The organism is Gemmata sp. (assembly GCF_051859125.1).
Lineage (GTDB): Bacteria > Planctomycetota > Planctomycetia > Gemmatales > Gemmataceae > Gemmata.
The window spans coordinates 23,106-38,985 of record NZ_JBHYGG010000245.1; the positions used below are offsets into that span (position 1 = coordinate 23,106).

Consider the following 15,880-nt stretch of genomic DNA (forward strand, 5'->3'; position numbering starts at 1 on the left):
CACATGGCGGTACGATTCGTAATGATCGGCGGGTTCCTGGGGGCCGGGAAGACCACCACGCTCGGCCGGCTCGCGCGCCACTATGCGGCCCAGGGCAAGCGGGTCGGCGTCGTCACCAACGACCAGGCGCACGACCTCGTGGACACGAACACGTTCCGGAACCAGGGGCTCGCGGTCGAGGAGGTGCCCGGCGCGTGCTTCTGCTGCCGGTTCGACGACCTCGTGTCGCGGGTCGGGGCGCTGCAGGCGTCCGAGCGGCCCGACGTGATCCTCGCCGAGCCGGTCGGGAGCTGCACCGACCTCGTCGCCACCGTCGTGCAGCCGCTGAAGGACCTGTACGCGGGGCAGTTCGAGGTCGCGCCGTATGCGGTGCTGTTCAAGCCGAGCCACGGCACCCGCATCCTCAAGAACCAGCAGGCCGGCGGGTTCAGCCCGAAGGCCGCGTACATCTTCAAGAAGCAACTCGAAGAGGCCGACGCGATCCTCATCAACCGGGCCGACGAACTCACCCCGCAGCAACAAACCGACCTGCTGAAGCTCGTGGGCGAGCAGTTCCCCGGCACGCCGGTGCTGAAGGTGAGTGCCGCGACCGGCGAGGGCTTCGATGCGCTCACGGAACTCTTGTCGCAGACCGGCGGGTTCGGCCGCAAGATCCTCGACATCGACTACGACACCTACGCCGAAGGCGAGGCCGAACTCGGTTGGCTCAACGCGACCGCCCGGCTCACCGCCGCCGCGCCGTTCGACCTCGACGCGCTCCTGGCCGCAGTTCTGGCCGACCTCGCGAGCGTGTGCCGCGACCTCGGCGGGGAGGTGGCGCACCTCAAGCTCATCGGGATGGACGACGCGGGCGCGTTCGCCGTCGGGAACGTCGTGAGCAACGACACCGCGGCGAAGCTCTCGCTGCCGTCGAACATCTCCCCGCGGGAAGCCGACCTGATCGTGAACGCCCGCGTGGCGATCGACCCCGCGGTGCTCGAAGCCGAGGTGCAGAAGGTGGTGACCGCGGCGTGTTCGCATGCGGGCGTGAGCGCCGAGTTCCGCACGAGCCAGAGCCTCCGCCCCGGCCGCCCGGTCCCGACCCACCGCTACGCGAAGGCGAAGGATTAGCCGTACCGATTGCGAAGGCGAAGAACGAGCCGCACGATCGAAAACCGATCAGGCACGATCGGGACCGAAAGCCGTATTGAAGCGCGGCCTTCGGTCCCGATCGTGGCTTCAGCTTCTGAAATCGTGCGGCTACTTTGCTTCTTGGTTGGGCAGCGGGTTGCGGGCGAAGACCCAGTCCTCGATCGGCTTGCCGTCGACGAGGTGCTCTTGCACGAAGCGGGGGATGCGGTCAGCGGTCATCCCCATGTACCACGTCCCCTCGGGGTACACGACCAGGATCGGCCCGCCGGCGCACACGCGCAGGCACCCGACCTTGGTGCGGTAGCACGCTGCGGGGCCGGTTGCGAGCGACAGGTTCCGGGCCTTCAACTCTGTCTTGAGCACCTCCCAGGCGGCGGTCCCGACCGCGCCCGAGCAGCACTCCTCGCCGATGCACAGGAAGACGTGGCGGTGGAACTGCCCGATGAGCAACTTCCCCGCCACCGCCGCGAGCTTGTCCTTGGTCGCGTCTACTGGAGACATGTTTGGTAGGGCCGGCTGTGCCGGCCGCTCCTGAAGTGCGAACCTCGGCCGGCACAGCCGGCCCTACGATTCGACACTACTCCATCACTTCCTTTTCCTTCGCGTTCGCCAGCGCGTCGACCTTGTTCTCGTAGGTCTTGAGTAGGTCCTGCATCTTGGCCTTGCCCTTGTCGCGGTCGTCCTCGGTCATCGTCTTGGCCTTCTCGGCGTCGTCGTAGTGCTTGTTGCCGTCGCGGCGGATGTTGCGGCACGACACCTTCGCGGCCTCGGCCGACTTCTTCACCTGCGCGACGATCTTCTTCCGCTGGTCGCCGCTCATCGGCGGCACGCTCAGGCGGATCACCTTGCCGTCGTTGTTGGGCGCGAGGCCGAGGTCGCTCGACCGGATCGCCTTCTCGATCTCCTTGAGGCTGTCGGCCGCGTACGGCTTGATGACGATGCTCGCCGCGTCCGGGCACGTCACGGAGGCGACGTCGCGGATCGGGGACATGGTGCCGTAGTTGTCGACCCGCAGCGCGTCGAGCATCTGCGGCGACGCGCGGCCGGTCCGGGCCGACTTCAGGTCGTTGCGGAACACGTCGAGCGCCTTCTCCATCCGGGCCTCGGCGTCCTTCAAAATTTCTTGAGCGTTCATGCGTCGTCACGGGTTAGGGGTCCGGGGTCACCGACACCCAGATTCTAGCGAATGACACCGGAAGTCTCGACCGGAACCCGGTCACCCGCGGTCGCCGACCACGGTGCCGATCGAGTGCCCGGCGATGGCCTTCTCGATGGCGTTCTCCCGCTTGTAGTCGAACACCATGATCGGGAGCCGGGCCTGCTTGCACATCTCGAACGCGCCGATGTCCATGACCCGGAGCCCGTCGCGGATCACCTGGTCGTAGGTGAGCCGGTCGTACCGCACCGCGTGGGCGTTCCGCTCCGGGTCCGAGTCGTACACGCCGTCCACCTTGGTGGCCTTCAGCACCACCTCGACCTCGAGTTCGGTGCCGCGGAGCGCGGCGGCGGTGTCGGTCGTCACGAACGGGTTCCCGGTGCCGCCGGCGAGGATCACGACCCGGCCCTTTTCCAGGTGCCGGATCGCGCGGCGGCGGATGTACGGCTCGGCGACCGTCTCCATGCGGACGGCCGACTGGAGCCGGGTCTCGACGCCAAGCGTCTCCAGCGTGTCCTGGAGGGCCAGGCCGTTCATGACCGTCGCGAGCATCCCCATGTAGTCGGCCGTGGCCGGCTTGATCCGCTCGTCCCCGCCGCTGAACTGCGCCCCGCGGAGGATGTTCCCGCCGCCGATCACCACCGCGAGCTGCACCCCGCGGGCGTGGACCCGCTTGAGCTGCTCGGCGATGGCCTTGGTCTCGTCGAGGCTGATGCCCGACTTGCCGCCGTGCCCGAGCGACTCGCCGCTCAGCTTCAACAGGACGCGGCGGTACTTCGGGGCGAGCGGGTCGGGGGCTGAAGGCATGCGGGGCACTCCTGCGGGCGGTCAACGGGTCCGGGTCAGAGTACGGACCCGCCGCCCCCGCGGCGCGGTCACCCGCGGCACCCGCTGAACTTCCCGAAGATGACCAGGAACAGCAGCGTCAGGATGGTCCCGGCCACGATCCGGAGGACGAGGTTGCCCTCGCCCCGCACGTACGCGGTGCAGCCGAACGCCAGGAACAGGAACCCGAACATGAGCCCGTACTGGTCCCACCACTGGCCCTTGGCGCTGCTGATCTGGGTGCGGGCGTAGTCGTCGTTCGCGTCGTTGAGCTTCGGCTTGTACTTCTTCTCGATCTCCTTGCGCTTCTTCAGCGCGCCCTTGTCGAACTCGCGCTTCTTGTTCGCGTAGTCCTCCATGGCCTTCGCGTCCTCGCCCTCGGGCTGCTCGGGCGCGCCGTCCTCGAGCTTGCGGACCTCCTGGTCCATGTCCAGTTTGACGCGAGCCGCGCTCGCCTTCGCGCTGTTGTCCGACGCGCCGTTCGGCGCCGAGATCGACTGCTGGAAGAAGAACCAGATGGTGAGGAACACGCCCAGGCCGAACAGCGCCGCGGGCACGCCCCCGATCCTGTCGAGCAGCCCGGCGAGCTTCGCCCGGTCCTCGGGGGTGAACCGCCGCTTCTTGGCCCGCGGGGCGGCCTCGTCGGCTTCATTCTCGGCCGCAGCGGCCTCGTCCTCGACCAGGCCGGTGTCGTCGACCCGCAGCCCGGCGCTGCACTTCTTGCACCGGATCGTTCGGCCGATGTCTTTGGCGGCGACGGCGTACACCGCGCCGCAACTCGGGCAGGCGTTGTTCATGTCTCGTGCGTCCGAAAATGCGATTGGGCGACTCAAGCGGGATTATGGGAGTTTGGTGCGGGAGCGGAAAGTGAAAAGCCGCCGATCCGTGCGGACCCGTTACGACCGGGGCAGCGCCTGCGGGTGCGCGATCCGCCACCGCAGCTCCGCGGCCTCGGCCACGCCCTGGAACACGTCCGCCACCACGTCGCCGACCGCGACCGGCACCTCGCCCCGGGCCGACGCCTGCACGTTGTTGGACACGTCGAGCACCACCCCGGACTCGCCCCGGGCCGCGTGGAGGAGCCCGATCCCGTGGCGGGTGAGCCGGTTCCCGGAGAGGTCGAGGAGGTCGAGTTGCTTCAGCAACGCGGGGAGCCGGCCGCGAACGGCCGCGAGGCCCGCGTCCGTGATCCGGTTCCGCGCGAACCGCACGGTCCGCAGGCCGCCCGGGGCCGGGGCGGTCACGAACCGCGCGAACCCGGAATCGCCGAAGTCGTTCCCCGACAGGTCGAGCGCCGCGCACCGCGCGACCGCGGGCGAGCCGGCGAGCGCCGCCGCGCCCGCGAGCCCGATCTCCGCGTCGCGGAGGTCCAGCGCCAGCGCCCGGGCCACCACCCGGGCCAGCAGCGGGGACCGGGCGAGGTGTTCCGCCCCCTCGTCGCCGAGCGGGTTCCCCCGGAGCCGGAGCGCGCGCAGGTGCGGGAACGCGGCGGGTGCGGTCAGCGCGGCGGCCCCGGCGGCCCCGACGGCGTTGCCCGACAGGTCCAGCGCCCGCAGGCCCGCGTAGAACGGCGACGCGGCCAGTTCCCGGACCCCGGCGCAGGTGATCGCGTCGTTGTCGTTCAGCGCCAGGTCGGTGAGGTTCACCAGGGCGCTCGACCGGGCGAGCGCGGCGGCCGCGCGGTCGTCGAGGCCGTTGAACCCGAGGTCGAGGGCCGCGAGCGCGCCGAGGTGCGGCGAGCGGACGAGCCGCGCGACCCCGGCGTGGCCCAGCTCGTTCCCGCACAGGTCGAGTTCGCGGACCCCCGCGAGGAGCGGCGAGCCCGCGACCTTCTCCACCGCGTCGGCGGCGTCGAGGAGCCGGAGCCGCCGCACCCGGGCCGTGCGGAACAGCTCCGCCCCGCGGTCGAGGAACGCGCCCGCGGTCACGGTCACCGAGTCCGGGACGCCGCGGCGGAACTCGACCGCGGTGACCAGCCCGGCGAGGCGCTCGGTCCAGCGGGCCGAGTGCGCGTCGCGGAGTTCGGCCTCGCGGTTCACGAGTTCCGCCCGCCGCGGGTGCCCGTCGGCGATGCGGGCCAGGGCGAGTTGCACCCGCACGAGTTCGGCGCGCTCGGGCTCGCCGGCCTCGTCGAGGAAGTCGGCGTACACGAGCCGCGGCCCGTCGTCGGAGTACCGGGCGAAGATGGCGTCCAGAAATGGTTGTTCGTCCGTGAAGTGCATCGCTGGAGTATACCCGCGTGACCCGCGGCGACACCAGAGGGGCCGGAGATTTCGGCCGGCGGGGCGGAGAATTGGTGAAACGGGCGCGCCCGGCGGGCGTCACCTCTCCGGCGCGACCGGCGCAGGCCGCACAACCACCGCCGACTCGGCGGCCGGCCCGGCCTTTCCGAATTGACTGGGCCGCGCGCTCGTTTATGCTCAAGTGTGTGGGGGCCGGTGTATAATTGCACGTCCCCAGCAAATCTCCCGGGTCCACACCAGTCGTCGAGGAACCCATGGCCAAGAAATCCGCGAGCGGGAAAGAGACCAGCATGCCGCTGGTGTTCGCCCTGGTGTTCTTCGTCCTGTCTACGATCACCTTCGGGGTGCTGTGGTACATGCAGTACGCGGACCGTGAGGCGGGCATCGCCAGCGTCGCGGATGCGACAAAGACGACCGCCGCCGCTCGCCTCCAGGCGAAGGAGTACGAGCTCCAGACCAAGCTGTACAAGATCTACCTCGGGGTCGATGACCCCGAGGACCGCACCCTGCTCCTCGGCGAGCACAAGGCCGGCGACAAGCTCTCGACCGAGCTGAAGCAGATCAACGACCGGCTCGCCACCAAGCTCGGCAAGGCCGACGGCAGCGCCCTCCCGAACGAGCTGCAGGTGTGGACCGTGGAGGAGAGCGGGAAGCTCGGCGAGGCCCCGACCAAAACTTTCGTGGAGGCCGTCACCGAGGCGATGAAGGAGCGGGACGCGGCCAAGGGCGAGGAGAAGAAGACGTCGGACCTCTACAAGGCCGCCGTGTCCGACTACAAGAAGGCACAGGAAGAGAACGAAAAGGCCCGCCAGATCTTCGCCGAGGTCGCCGCCTCGCTCCCGAAGGACTACAAGGCGAAGCTCGACGCGCAGGTCAAGCTGTTCGAGGACCGCAAGCAGAAGTTCATCGCCGACGAGGCGGCCGGCCGCAAGGAACTCGACGCGACGATGGACGCGAGGGGCCAGCTCGAGCGCGAGACCAAGCGGCAGAAGGACCTGATGTCGCAGCTCCAGGAGCAGATCGGCGTGCTCATCAAGGAGCGGGCCAAGAACCAGGTCAACCAGTTCGCGTTCGAGGAGCCGCAGGGCAAGATCCTCCGCCGCCCGGAGCAGGGGGTCGTCGAGATCAACCTCGGCTCGGCCGACCTCGTCCGCCCCGGGCTCACGTTCACCGTGCTGCCCAACGACTACCAGGAGAAGGGCCGCCAGTCCCGGGTCCGCACCATGCGGGTGCCCGACGAGCGGGGCGTGTACAAGAACGTCGAGCGGTTCGTCGAGAAGGCCACCATCGAGGTCATCGAGGTCATCGGCCCGCACCTGGCCCGGGCCCGCGTGACCCAGGAGTTCGACCCGATCCGCGACGGGTCCGCCCCGGGCGACCTGCTGTACAACTCGGTGTGGCGCAAGGGGACCGCCGACCACATCGCCCTCGTCGGCATCTTCGACGTGAACGGGGACGGGAGCGACGACATCGAGGCCGTGATCCGCGACCTGAACCGCATGGGCGTCCCGGTCGACGCGTACTTCGACATGCGGACCCGCAAGTGGGTGGGCCAGATCAACGAGCAGACCCGGTACGTCGTCGAGGGCTGGTACCCGGCGAACTCGGCCAACGACCCGAACCGCGACGACAAGACCAAGCTCATCGCCGCCATGACGGGCGCCGTGCAGTCCGGCCGCGACAAGGGCGTGGCCATCGTGAAGTTCCAGGACTTCTTCCCGCGGATGGGCTACCGCATGAAGCTCGACATGAACGTCGACAAGCTCAACCAGGCGGCCGCCCCGTACCTGAACCGCGTGAACGCGATCGAGGCCCCGCCGGTGAAGGATTAGTCCCGACGGGAACGAGGTCTTCGAGCGGCGCGACGTGAGCCCGCCGGTGGCGCAATCCACCGGCGGGCTCACGCCGCGCCGCTCGCTTCACAACATTTCAACTGCCACCGCGGCCGCGAACCCCGGCACCGGCTCCCAGGCCGTGAGGCCCCAGCGCCGGCCCGCCAGTTCCGGGTGCCGGGCGGCCAACAGCGCCGCGGGCCGCGTCGGGTCGAGGTCCACGTCGAAGGTCTCCAGGCACGTCACGCTCAGCCCGGCGGCCTTGATCACCGCCTCCTTGCACGTCCAGGCGTGGAAGAACCCGGTGCGCTTCAACTCCGGCGGCAGGTTCCGGTACGCCTCGCACTCCGCGGCCGAGAAGAACCGTTGCACCAACCCGTCGGGGTTGGCGAGGTCGCGGACCTGCTCGGTGTCGATCCCGACGGCCCGGGTCGCGAGCGCGAGCAGCGCGACGGCGTCGGTGTGCGTGACGTTGAAGTGCAGCCCGCCGCCGTCGAGAACCGGCTTGCCCGCCCCGGTGTAGGTGACCGGCACGTCCGGCGGCCGCAGGCCCAGGCACTGGCCGAGGATCTGCCGCACGAGCCCGCGGCCGGTCACGAACTGGTGCCGCGGCCGCGCGACCTTGTACCGGGCGGCCCGCTCGTGCTCCTCGGTCGTGAGGCACGCGAGCAGCGAAGCCTCGTTCGCGGGGGGGTACTCGAGCGGCACGACCCAGACGCGGACCTCGCCGTCGTTGGGGCGGCCGCCCAGTTCGGACAGCGGGACGGTGACGAGGTGCGGGCCGGGAACGGGGGCGGGCGGCATGGGCCTCTCGGAGTCAGTCCAGATCGTCGCGGGAGACGAACCGCTCAACTTCCGCGGCCGACGTGACGGCCGCCGTCCCGGGGAGCGTCAACCCGATCGAGTTGATGATACGCCGCGCCGCCGGGTCCGGGGCGTCGATCACCGCCTTGTGCAGCACGCCGAGCGGGTTCGTTCCGTCCGGTCCCGGCAACAAGCTGTTGTTGATCGCGACGAGGTACGACTCGCCGTGGGGCAGGGGCACTTCCGTTACGAATCGAAGGTAGTGCGCCTCGCCGGCGGGGAACATGGGGTTGTGCCGCGCGACGAACTCCGGGAGCGGCACCACCGCTGCTGCGGCGGCCCGGCTGGCGTCGGCGATCAACAGCCGACTCCGCACCGTGGTCGCCTCGTACCCGAGCACCAGGAGAGACGCGGGCGGCGCGCCGTCGCGGTGGAACTTCGAGCTGACCTGCTGATCGAACCGGCCGAGGCGCTCGACTTCGAACCGGACCGGGAGGACGTCGATCAGGCCGATCATCGCGCCGCGGAGGGCGCGGGAGCCGAGCGGGTGCGGGAACCGCAACAGTGCGAACCCCGGCTGGTCGAGGGTCGTGCGCCGCACCATTGCAGCCACTTCCGCGGCCGCGGCGGCGTCCGGGGCGAACAGGATCATCTCCGAACCTCTGGTGGCGGCCCGCGGGGGTCACAACCCTTCGTCGCCGGCCGCGGAGGTGTGCCCGGCCCGTGCGTCCTGCTTCCCGAGTTGGTGCTCCAGGACGCGCAGGACTTTTTCAATTGCGCCGTCAACCGCGGTGTCCACGTCCGAGGCGTCGTCGTGCGCGGCCGCCGCCGGCCGGCCCGCGAGGTGAACCTCGATCGAGCACCGGGTGTCGATCCCGCCCTTCAGGGCGTTCATGTCTTCGAGGTACACCTCGACGCGGCGGAGCCGGTCGCCGAACCGCGGGGCGATGGACGCCTCGACCGTCGCCCGGATCGACTCGCCGAGTTCGGCGCTGTTCTTGATGTGGTTATCGGTACGGACCTGGAAGATCATCTGCGACCCTCGGAGAGTGTAACCGGCGATGGGGAACACCGAAGAACAGCAGACGGCGTGCCGGGCGAAGAGCCTCGAACGTGCCCCCCGGGATTGGCAAAAATCGTGGCGGCGCGCGGCCGCGTGTGGCGCGCGAAGTGCTGTACTGATCGTTGCGAAACGGGTCGCAACCACCGCGGCACCGGCGCTAAACGAACACAAACAAAGGGTACGCCATGTTGTCGCTACTGAGCTGGATCGTGACGGGGTTGGTTGTCGGTCTGATCGCCCGGGCTCTCGTGCCCGGCAAGCAGAACCTCGGGATGCTCATGACGATCGCGCTGGGCGTCGTCGGTGCGTGCGTCGGCGGGCTCATCTCCTCGGCCATCTGGCCGACGTGGACGGACACTCCGGACGTCAACCGCATGTGGCCGGGGTGGCTGATGTCCGTCGCCGGCGGTGTGCTGGTGCTGTGGGGCTACGTCGCGGCGACCGGCGGCAACCGGGACGTCACCTACAGCCCGAACAGCCGCTAAACGGCTCCCGACTCCCCCAAGGGGCGGCGCGGATTCGCGCCGCCCCTTCGCGTTGATACCGCCCGCAGTCAGGGCTTGGGCTCGACGGGCGGCGGCATCGGCTTCACCGGCGGCACGGGCTCCGGCTCGGTGCGGGGCAGGACCGCTCCGCCGGCGGCCGCCTCGATCCCGATGACCGCCCGGTAGTTGGCGACGGCCGCCTGGTACGCCCCCAGCACGTTCACCACCTTGGCGCGGGCCTCCGCGGCCGCGATTTCCTGAAGGTTCAGGTCCACGAGGCTCGTCTGCCGCGCCCGGAACGACTCGGTGTCGAGTTCCAGCACCCGAACGGCCAGCCGCAACTCTTCGCGGGCCTTTTCGATCCGCAGGTAGGTCTGCACCAACTCCGACACGGCGTCCTGTACCTGGGAGGTGATCTCGTCGCGGGCGTACCGCTCCTGCGCGAGCAGCTGCGCAAGTTGCGCGCGGGCGGTCAGCGACAGGCCCCGGGCGTTCCGGAACGGGAGCGGCATCTCGAACGTCGCCCCCACTTCCGACGTCGTCCGGTCGAACGCGAACGACCCGGTGCCGGTGAGCGTCTTCTTCCCCGCCCCGACGTCCTGCGCGACCTGGGCGTAGGCGTTGAGCACCGGAGCGAGCTGGTTGGTGGCGAGCTTGAGTTCGACCGCGCGGCGCTCCTTCTCCAGTTGGAACCGCACCAACTCCGGCCGCTGCACCAGGGCGGCGGCGACGTCGGCCTCCAGTTGCCCGATGTCGGGCCGCGGCGGGGTCGCGTCGCCGAACGTGGGCAGGAGCCACTCGGACGACGGCACGACCGGGTTCCCGGCCGAGTCGCGGAGGTACAGCGAGAGCCGCACGGCCGCCTGCTGGAGCTGCCGCTCGGCCCCGAGCCGGGCCTCCTCGCGGCCGGCGATCAGCCGCTGGTTCAGGACCGGGACCGACTCGCCGACGAGCCCCTGCTTCCGCCGCTCGTCGAGGAGCGCCTGGCGCTCGCGGGCGAGCCGCACGAGGTCCTGGGTGACGAGGTACTGGGCGCCGGCGGCCTGCCACACCCAGTACGCCTGCGCCGCGGCCCGGAAGTAGTCGAGCCGCGCCCGGCGGACGATCGGGTCGGCCGCCTTCTCGGTGATCTGCGCCGCGAGGAGCCGTGCGCGGCGGACGTCGATGTCGCGGTTCTGGAGCAGCGGCACCACCACCCCGGTGCGGTACTCGCCGCCCTCGCCCGTCTTCCGCTCGCCGTAGTAGACGGGGAAGTTCCCGATCCCGAGCCGCCACCCGGCGAACGCCGAGGCGCCGCCGAACGGCGTCGCCTGTTCGACCACGGTGTCAAGAACCCCGTTGGCGAACGAGCCGGTCTGGTCCACGCCGCGGGACCGCACCACGGGGTCGAACTGCCCCTCGGCGGACAGCCGCTGCCCCGCGGTGATCTGCCGCTCCTGCTCGACGGCGTAGAGGAGCGGGAACGCGGCCTCGACGCTGGACAGGACCTCGCGCAGGGCGAGAGGGGCGTCCTGGGCGGAGCCGGGGCGGAGGGCGGCCCCGGGCTTCGGGTCGGCGGCCGGCGGCTCCGGGAGGTGGGGCGGGGGCGCGGGGGCGGGGATCTGCGGGACCTCGACCGGGCCGCGCACGAACGCGCCGGGGGGCAGGGGGGACTGCGTGGCGCAACCGAGCCCGGCGAGGACCACCCCGCCGCACGCGAACCGCCAGGCCGTCCGTGGCCGCACCGTCATGAGTGCTCCCCCAACTGTCACTTCCGCTGGACCGGCCCGAGCGGCTGCCGCGGTTCCTTGGTCTTCACCTCGCGGGCCGGCGGGAACCCGTTGAGCAGCCGCCAGACCTCGTACCCCAGGCGCACCTGGCCCAGGAGGACCCACCCCTGCGAGCGGACCCCCTGCCGCAGGAACGCCTCGTCGGGCCACGCCGCCCCCGGGGTCGGCTCGACCAGGATGCGGAACGACCCCTGGCCGTCGGCCGTCGGGTCCACGAGGTACACGCGGCCCTCGAACGTGCCCACGGCGGCCTCGGGGTACGCGGCGAACTGCACCGCCGCCCACCCCTCGAACTGGAGGAGGACGCGGTCGCCCACGCGGACCAGCGGGAGGTCGTTCCCATCGATGTAGAGTTCGGCGACAATACCGGGGTGGGGGTCCGGGGTCAAGCCCTCGCCCTCGCCCTTGATGTCGGGCACGAGTACGGCCAGCCGCTCGCCGGGGCGGACCAGTTGCCCGCCCGCCTCGGCGTTGGCGAGGACGCGGAAGATGGTCCCGTCGACCGTCGCGTACACCCGCTGGTTCGCCTGCCGCTCGACCTGGGTCCGGATCGTGTTGTACTGCTGCCGCACGGACGCCTGCTCGCTCCGGGCCGACTTGACCGCCGCCTCCTCGGTCTGGATCGTGGCGCTGGTCCGCTGCTCGGTTGCCGCCCGCTGGGCCTTCGACCCGTCGAGGGTCTTCTCGGCCAGCTTGATCCGCGCCTCGACGAGCGGCACCTGGGCGCCGGCCAGGTCCCGCTTCCGCTCCGCCTCCTCCACCTGGTCCCGGGACACGACCTCGCCGACCTTGCTGGTGGACAGGCGGCTCAGCCGGTCGAAGGCCTGTTCCTCCCGCTTCAGGTCGAACCGCGCGCGGAGCAGTTCCTGGCGGGCGACGAGAACCTGTGCCTCGGCCTGCTCGATCCGGAACCCGGCCTCGGCGACGAGCACCTCCTGCTCCCCCTTGATGAACGCGAGCCGGCTCTCGTGATCGGCCACCCGGCCCTCGGCCAGGGTGAGCCGCTGGAGCGCGAGGGTCTCCTGTTCCCGGAGCCGCTCCAGGATCATCGGGTCGTTGTCCACCAGCTCGACGAGGAGCTGGCCGGCCCGGACCCGGTCCCCCTCGACGACGTGCCACTTCTTCACCCGGCCCTCGATCGGGGACGCGACGTACTGCGGCCGCTCGGACGGCTTGAACGCGATCGCCCGACCGGTCCCGTGGACCGTCTGCACCCACGGGGTGAGCCCCAGCGACGGGACCAGGACGAGCAACAGGGTGAGCAGCGACCAGGCCCCGCGGCGCAGGAACCGCGGGGTGCGGGCGAGGGTCATCGCCGGGAGCGTGGCGGGGGCGGGGGTCGCGGCCATTAGTGGTCCTTCCCTGTCGGGCGGTCGAGGTGGACGACCCGGTCGCACAGCTTCGCGACCTCGTCCGAGTGGGTGACGATAAGGAGGGTCCACCCGGCGTCCGCCCCCAGAACGGTCGGGAGGACGGTGTCGCGGATGTCGGCGTCCATGTGGTCGAGGGCCTCGTCGAGGATCAGGAGCCGCGGCCGCCCGACGACGGCCCGGGCCAGCATCAGGCGGTTCGCCTGCCCCAAGGACAGGGGGGACCCGCCGGTCCACAGCTGCGTGTGCAGCCCGCCCGGGAGCCGGAGGACGACGTCCAGGAGCCCGACGTTCCGCAGCGCCGCCCGCACGTCGGCCTCGGTGACGCCGTCGCGGCCGAGGCGCACGTTCTCGAGGACCGTCCCCTCGATGACTTCGATCCCCTTGACGATGGCGACGTGCTCGCGGAGCGTGTCCAGGCGCACGGTCCGCAGGTCGACCCCGTCGACCTCGACCCACCCGTTGTCCGGGGACCGGAGCCCGTAGAGCAGGTCGGCGAGGGTGCTCTTCCCGGCCCCGTTGGCCCCCACGAGGGCGACCCGCTCGCCGGGCCGCAGCGCCAGCGACAGGTGCGACAGGGACCGGACGTGCTGCCCGGCGTAGCTGAGCGTCACGTCGTGGACGGTCACGCTCGCGCCGGCCCCGCGGGCCTGGTGCCGCTCACCCCCGCCGCGCTCCAGCGGCAGGTCGAGGAGGTGCCCGAGCTTGTCGACCGCCGCCAGCAGGTCGTAGTACGCCTCCAGTTGCTTCCCGAGCTTGGAGAACGTCGCCACCACGAGGGTGACGATGATCTCGGCCGCGACGAGTTCGCCGAGGGTCAGCTCGCCGCGGCCCACGAGGATGCCGCCGACGGCCAGGAGCCCGGCGTTCGCCGCCACCTGAAGGAACAGGGCGAACCCGATCTGGCGCATCAGGACGCGCCAGTGGGCGGACCGGGCGAGGAGGTACTCGCGGGTCAGGCCGTCGGTCTGCTCGACGGCCAGCCGCGGCCCACCGGCCATCTTGAACGCGATCGGGTGCCGGGCGACCTCTTCCATCCACCCCGCGACCTTGTACTTGGCGATCGACTCCCGGACCGCCGTGCCCACCGCCCCGCGGCCCAGGGCCGCGAACAGCACCACGAGTGCCGCGACGAGGATGACGTCGAACGCGAGCAGGTACGGGTGGTAGAACCCGAGCAGGAGGAGGCCCATGAGTACCTGGAGCGCGATCGTGATCCCGTCGAGGAGCAGGGTCGCGGCGGACTTCTGGACGGTCAGCACGTCGAAGAACCGGTTCACCAGCTCGGGGCCGTGCTGCCGGTCGAACGCCCGCAGGTCCACCCGCGGCAGGCGGTGCGCGAGGTCGGCCGCGACCCGGACGAACACCCGCCGCTGGATGAACTCGACCACGACCACCTGGAGGAACGTGAGCGCCCCCGCGAGGGACAGGGCCACCGCGAGTGCCAGGCACAGGACCAGGAGTTGCTGGACCAGCGTCCCGAGCGCGACGGTGTTCACCACGGCCATCGCGACCACGGGCGTGGCGAGCGAGAACGCCCCGACCCCGACGGCGAACAGGAGCACCAGCCACATCTCGCCCACTTCGGGCCGGAGCAGGCCGAGCAGCCTCCGGAACGGGGGCATGTGGTGCCCGGCGTGCCCGGCGTGGTCGTCGTGCGGTGTGGCACCGTGCGGCGCGTCCGCGGCGGCCCGCGCCGCGGCGGCCATCGGGGCGGCGGGGCGGGCGAGGAGCCACTCGATGACCGCGTCCGGCCCGGCCGCGCCCAGGGCCGCCGCCAGCTCCTCCGCGGTCCGCCACCCGCTGTCCTCGGGCCGCCCGAGATCGGCCAGGCGGCCGGACCCGCCCTTCGCCTCGACGAGCACGAACCACTTCGCCGACCCGTCCGCCGTCACCGTGAAGACGGCGAGCGCCCCCTCGTGCTCGATGTACCGGATCGCGTCCGTGACCGACAACGGGCAGCCGGCCAGTTGCACCCCGAACGCCCCGGCCGCGTCGGTGAGTCGGAGCCGGGCGGCCCGCGGCGTGGTCGGGGGGATCTCGCGGGCCGCGGTGCGGAGCGCCTGGGCGGCCCGTGTCGTATCGAACGTGCCGCCCGCCGCGGCGACCAGCGCTTCGAGCACGGCCATGGCGCCGGTCTCGGCGGGTGTGTCGGGGGTCGCGATTCCCATTCCGGCCTCCGCGAGTCAGCGAGCAGCACTCCCGTCATGTTAGACTGCGTACCACCCGGGCGACGAGCCCGGAACCACGAGGAACCGCTCGGTCGGGTGGCCAGAACGTGGACACGCCGCCCTCGACCACCGGTTGCGCTGCCGTGGGTCCGCGAGCCTGCGTGCAGCAGTCGCGGTGCGTAAAATACGGTAATGCGGCTCGTTACGGAGAGTGAAGCGGTGGACCGACCCGGCGCACCAGACAGTCCCCACCCGGCGGCACACGCGGCTCAAGGAGTCACGCGGCGGAAGGTCGTGCGGGGTATAGCGCTCGCGCTCGGGGCGGCCGGGGTGGTCGCGGCGGTCGTGCTGGGGCCGTCTCAAGCGACCGCGTGGGACGCGGTGCAGGCCCACCTCGCCGGGTGGCGCGCCCGGGTCGATCGCAACCTGTTCGCGGCACTGACGACGTTCTACCTCGTGTTCGGTTGCGCCGCGTCGCTCCCGTTTCCGGTCCTGACGGTGATGACGCTCCTCGGCGGCGCGCTGTTCGGTGTCCCGCTCGGGTTGCTCGCGTCGTGCCTGGCGTACACGACCGGGGTCACGGTCTCGTTCCTGGCGACCCGCGTGCTGTTCCGCGACCGTGTGCGGCGGACGGAAGGGAAGTGGCTCTCGCGCGTCCAGCGGGGCGTGGAGCGCGACGGTGCGTACTACCTGTTCACCCTGCGGATGATGCCCACGGTGCCGTTCTTCCTCGTGAACGTCCTCATGGCACTGACGCCGATCCGCACCCGCACCTTCGCGGCGGTCAGTTGCCTGGGGGTGCTGCCGTACGCGTTCCTCTCCACGCGGGTCGGGGCCGAGCTGGCCTCGGTCGAATCGCCGGACGACATCGTCTCGCCGCAGGTTCTGGCCGCGCTCGCGGCCCTGGCCGTCGTTCCGCTTCTCATCCGACGAGCGTTTTCGCGCCGCGAGGCGGCGGGAGTTGGGGAGCCGAAGTGACAAGACCGGTGCCGGGCACGTGGTGCCCCGGCCCCGGTCGCGCGTGTGAGGCG

The 15,880-nt window shown here is 71.1% G+C and carries 15 protein-coding genes; 4 read left to right on the forward strand and 11 right to left on the reverse strand.

Annotation, left to right across the window (positions count from 1 at the left end; genetic code table 11):
• The first annotated feature begins 3 nt into the window (after positions 1–3).
• Positions 4–1,110, forward strand: coding sequence for a GTP-binding protein (locus ACTIGN_RS20535; protein ID WP_439627271.1), 1,107 nt, complete (start codon positions 4–6; stop codon positions 1,108–1,110).
• A gap of 129 nt (positions 1,111–1,239) precedes the next feature.
• Here ACTIGN_RS20535 and ACTIGN_RS20540 read toward each other — a convergent pair whose 3' ends face one another.
• The 5 genes from ACTIGN_RS20540 to ACTIGN_RS20560 all read right to left on the reverse strand — a co-directional run bounded on the left by ACTIGN_RS20540 (position 1,240) and on the right by ACTIGN_RS20560 (position 5,334).
• Complete coding sequence (locus ACTIGN_RS20540) at positions 1,240–1,632, reverse strand: (2Fe-2S) ferredoxin domain-containing protein (RefSeq protein ID WP_439627273.1); 393 nt, start codon at positions 1,630–1,632, stop codon at positions 1,240–1,242.
• Between the two features lie 76 nt (positions 1,633–1,708).
• Positions 1,709–2,266: a ribosome recycling factor gene (gene frr, locus ACTIGN_RS20545; RefSeq protein WP_439627275.1), complete on the reverse strand. Its 558-nt coding sequence runs from the start codon at positions 2,264–2,266 to the stop codon at positions 1,709–1,711.
• An 81-nt stretch (positions 2,267–2,347) separates the two neighbouring features.
• Entirely contained in the window at positions 2,348–3,094 is a 747-nt protein-coding gene (gene pyrH / locus ACTIGN_RS20550) for a UMP kinase (protein ID WP_439627277.1), read from the reverse strand.
• Between the two features lie 68 nt (positions 3,095–3,162).
• A complete protein-coding gene (locus ACTIGN_RS20555; RefSeq protein ID WP_439627279.1) occupies positions 3,163–3,909 on the reverse strand; it encodes an MJ0042-type zinc finger domain-containing protein in 747 nt (248 codons plus the stop codon).
• A gap of 99 nt (positions 3,910–4,008) precedes the next feature.
• On the reverse strand, positions 4,009–5,334 hold the full coding sequence (locus tag ACTIGN_RS20560; protein WP_439627281.1) for a TIGR02996 domain-containing protein: 1,326 nt from the start codon (positions 5,332–5,334) through the stop codon (positions 4,009–4,011).
• A 275-nt stretch (positions 5,335–5,609) separates the two neighbouring features.
• Here ACTIGN_RS20560 and ACTIGN_RS20565 point away from each other — a divergent pair, with 275 nt between their 5' ends.
• Positions 5,610–7,187, forward strand: coding sequence for a hypothetical protein (locus ACTIGN_RS20565; RefSeq protein ID WP_439627283.1), 1,578 nt, complete (start codon positions 5,610–5,612; stop codon positions 7,185–7,187).
• An 87-nt stretch (positions 7,188–7,274) separates the two neighbouring features.
• Here the strand turns inward: ACTIGN_RS20565 and ACTIGN_RS20570 are convergent, their stop codons facing one another.
• Genes ACTIGN_RS20570 through ACTIGN_RS20580 form a run of 3 tightly spaced genes read right to left on the reverse strand, consistent with a single transcriptional unit; the run spans position 7,275 to position 9,024 of the window.
• On the reverse strand, positions 7,275–7,991 hold the full coding sequence (locus ACTIGN_RS20570; protein ID WP_439627285.1) for a 4'-phosphopantetheinyl transferase family protein: 717 nt from the start codon (positions 7,989–7,991) through the stop codon (positions 7,275–7,277).
• Between the two features lie 13 nt (positions 7,992–8,004).
• On the reverse strand, positions 8,005–8,643 hold the full coding sequence (locus tag ACTIGN_RS20575; protein ID WP_439627287.1) for a hypothetical protein: 639 nt from the start codon (positions 8,641–8,643) through the stop codon (positions 8,005–8,007).
• A 30-nt stretch (positions 8,644–8,673) separates the two neighbouring features.
• Positions 8,674–9,024, reverse strand: a complete 351-nt coding sequence (locus ACTIGN_RS20580; RefSeq protein WP_439627289.1) for an HPF/RaiA family ribosome-associated protein — start codon at positions 9,022–9,024, stop codon at positions 8,674–8,676.
• Between the two features lie 215 nt (positions 9,025–9,239).
• On the opposite strand from ACTIGN_RS20580, the gene ACTIGN_RS20585 reads away from it, so the two are divergent.
• Positions 9,240–9,539: a GlsB/YeaQ/YmgE family stress response membrane protein gene (locus ACTIGN_RS20585; RefSeq protein ID WP_439627291.1), complete on the forward strand. Its 300-nt coding sequence runs from the start codon at positions 9,240–9,242 to the stop codon at positions 9,537–9,539.
• Between the two features lie 68 nt (positions 9,540–9,607).
• On the opposite strand, the gene ACTIGN_RS20590 is transcribed toward ACTIGN_RS20585, so the two are convergent.
• The 3 genes from ACTIGN_RS20590 to ACTIGN_RS20600 are packed head-to-tail and all read right to left on the reverse strand — an operon-like array spanning position 9,608 to position 14,849.
• On the reverse strand, positions 9,608–11,269 hold the full coding sequence (locus ACTIGN_RS20590; protein WP_439627292.1) for a TolC family protein: 1,662 nt from the start codon (positions 11,267–11,269) through the stop codon (positions 9,608–9,610).
• 17 nt (positions 11,270–11,286) lie between these two features.
• Positions 11,287–12,657: an HlyD family secretion protein gene (locus ACTIGN_RS20595; RefSeq protein ID WP_439627294.1), complete on the reverse strand. Its 1,371-nt coding sequence runs from the start codon at positions 12,655–12,657 to the stop codon at positions 11,287–11,289.
• Complete coding sequence (locus ACTIGN_RS20600; protein WP_439627296.1) at positions 12,657–14,849, reverse strand: peptidase domain-containing ABC transporter; 2,193 nt, start codon at positions 14,847–14,849, stop codon at positions 12,657–12,659. The genes ACTIGN_RS20595 and ACTIGN_RS20600 overlap by 1 nt, the downstream gene beginning before the upstream one ends.
• Before the next feature lie 294 nt (positions 14,850–15,143).
• On the opposite strand from ACTIGN_RS20600, the gene ACTIGN_RS20605 reads away from it, so the two are divergent.
• Positions 15,144–15,827 carry a TVP38/TMEM64 family protein gene (locus ACTIGN_RS20605; RefSeq protein ID WP_439627298.1) on the forward strand — a complete coding sequence of 228 codons (684 nt, stop codon included), beginning with the start codon at positions 15,144–15,146 and terminating at the stop codon, positions 15,825–15,827.
• Positions 15,828–15,880: the final 53 nt, after the last annotated feature.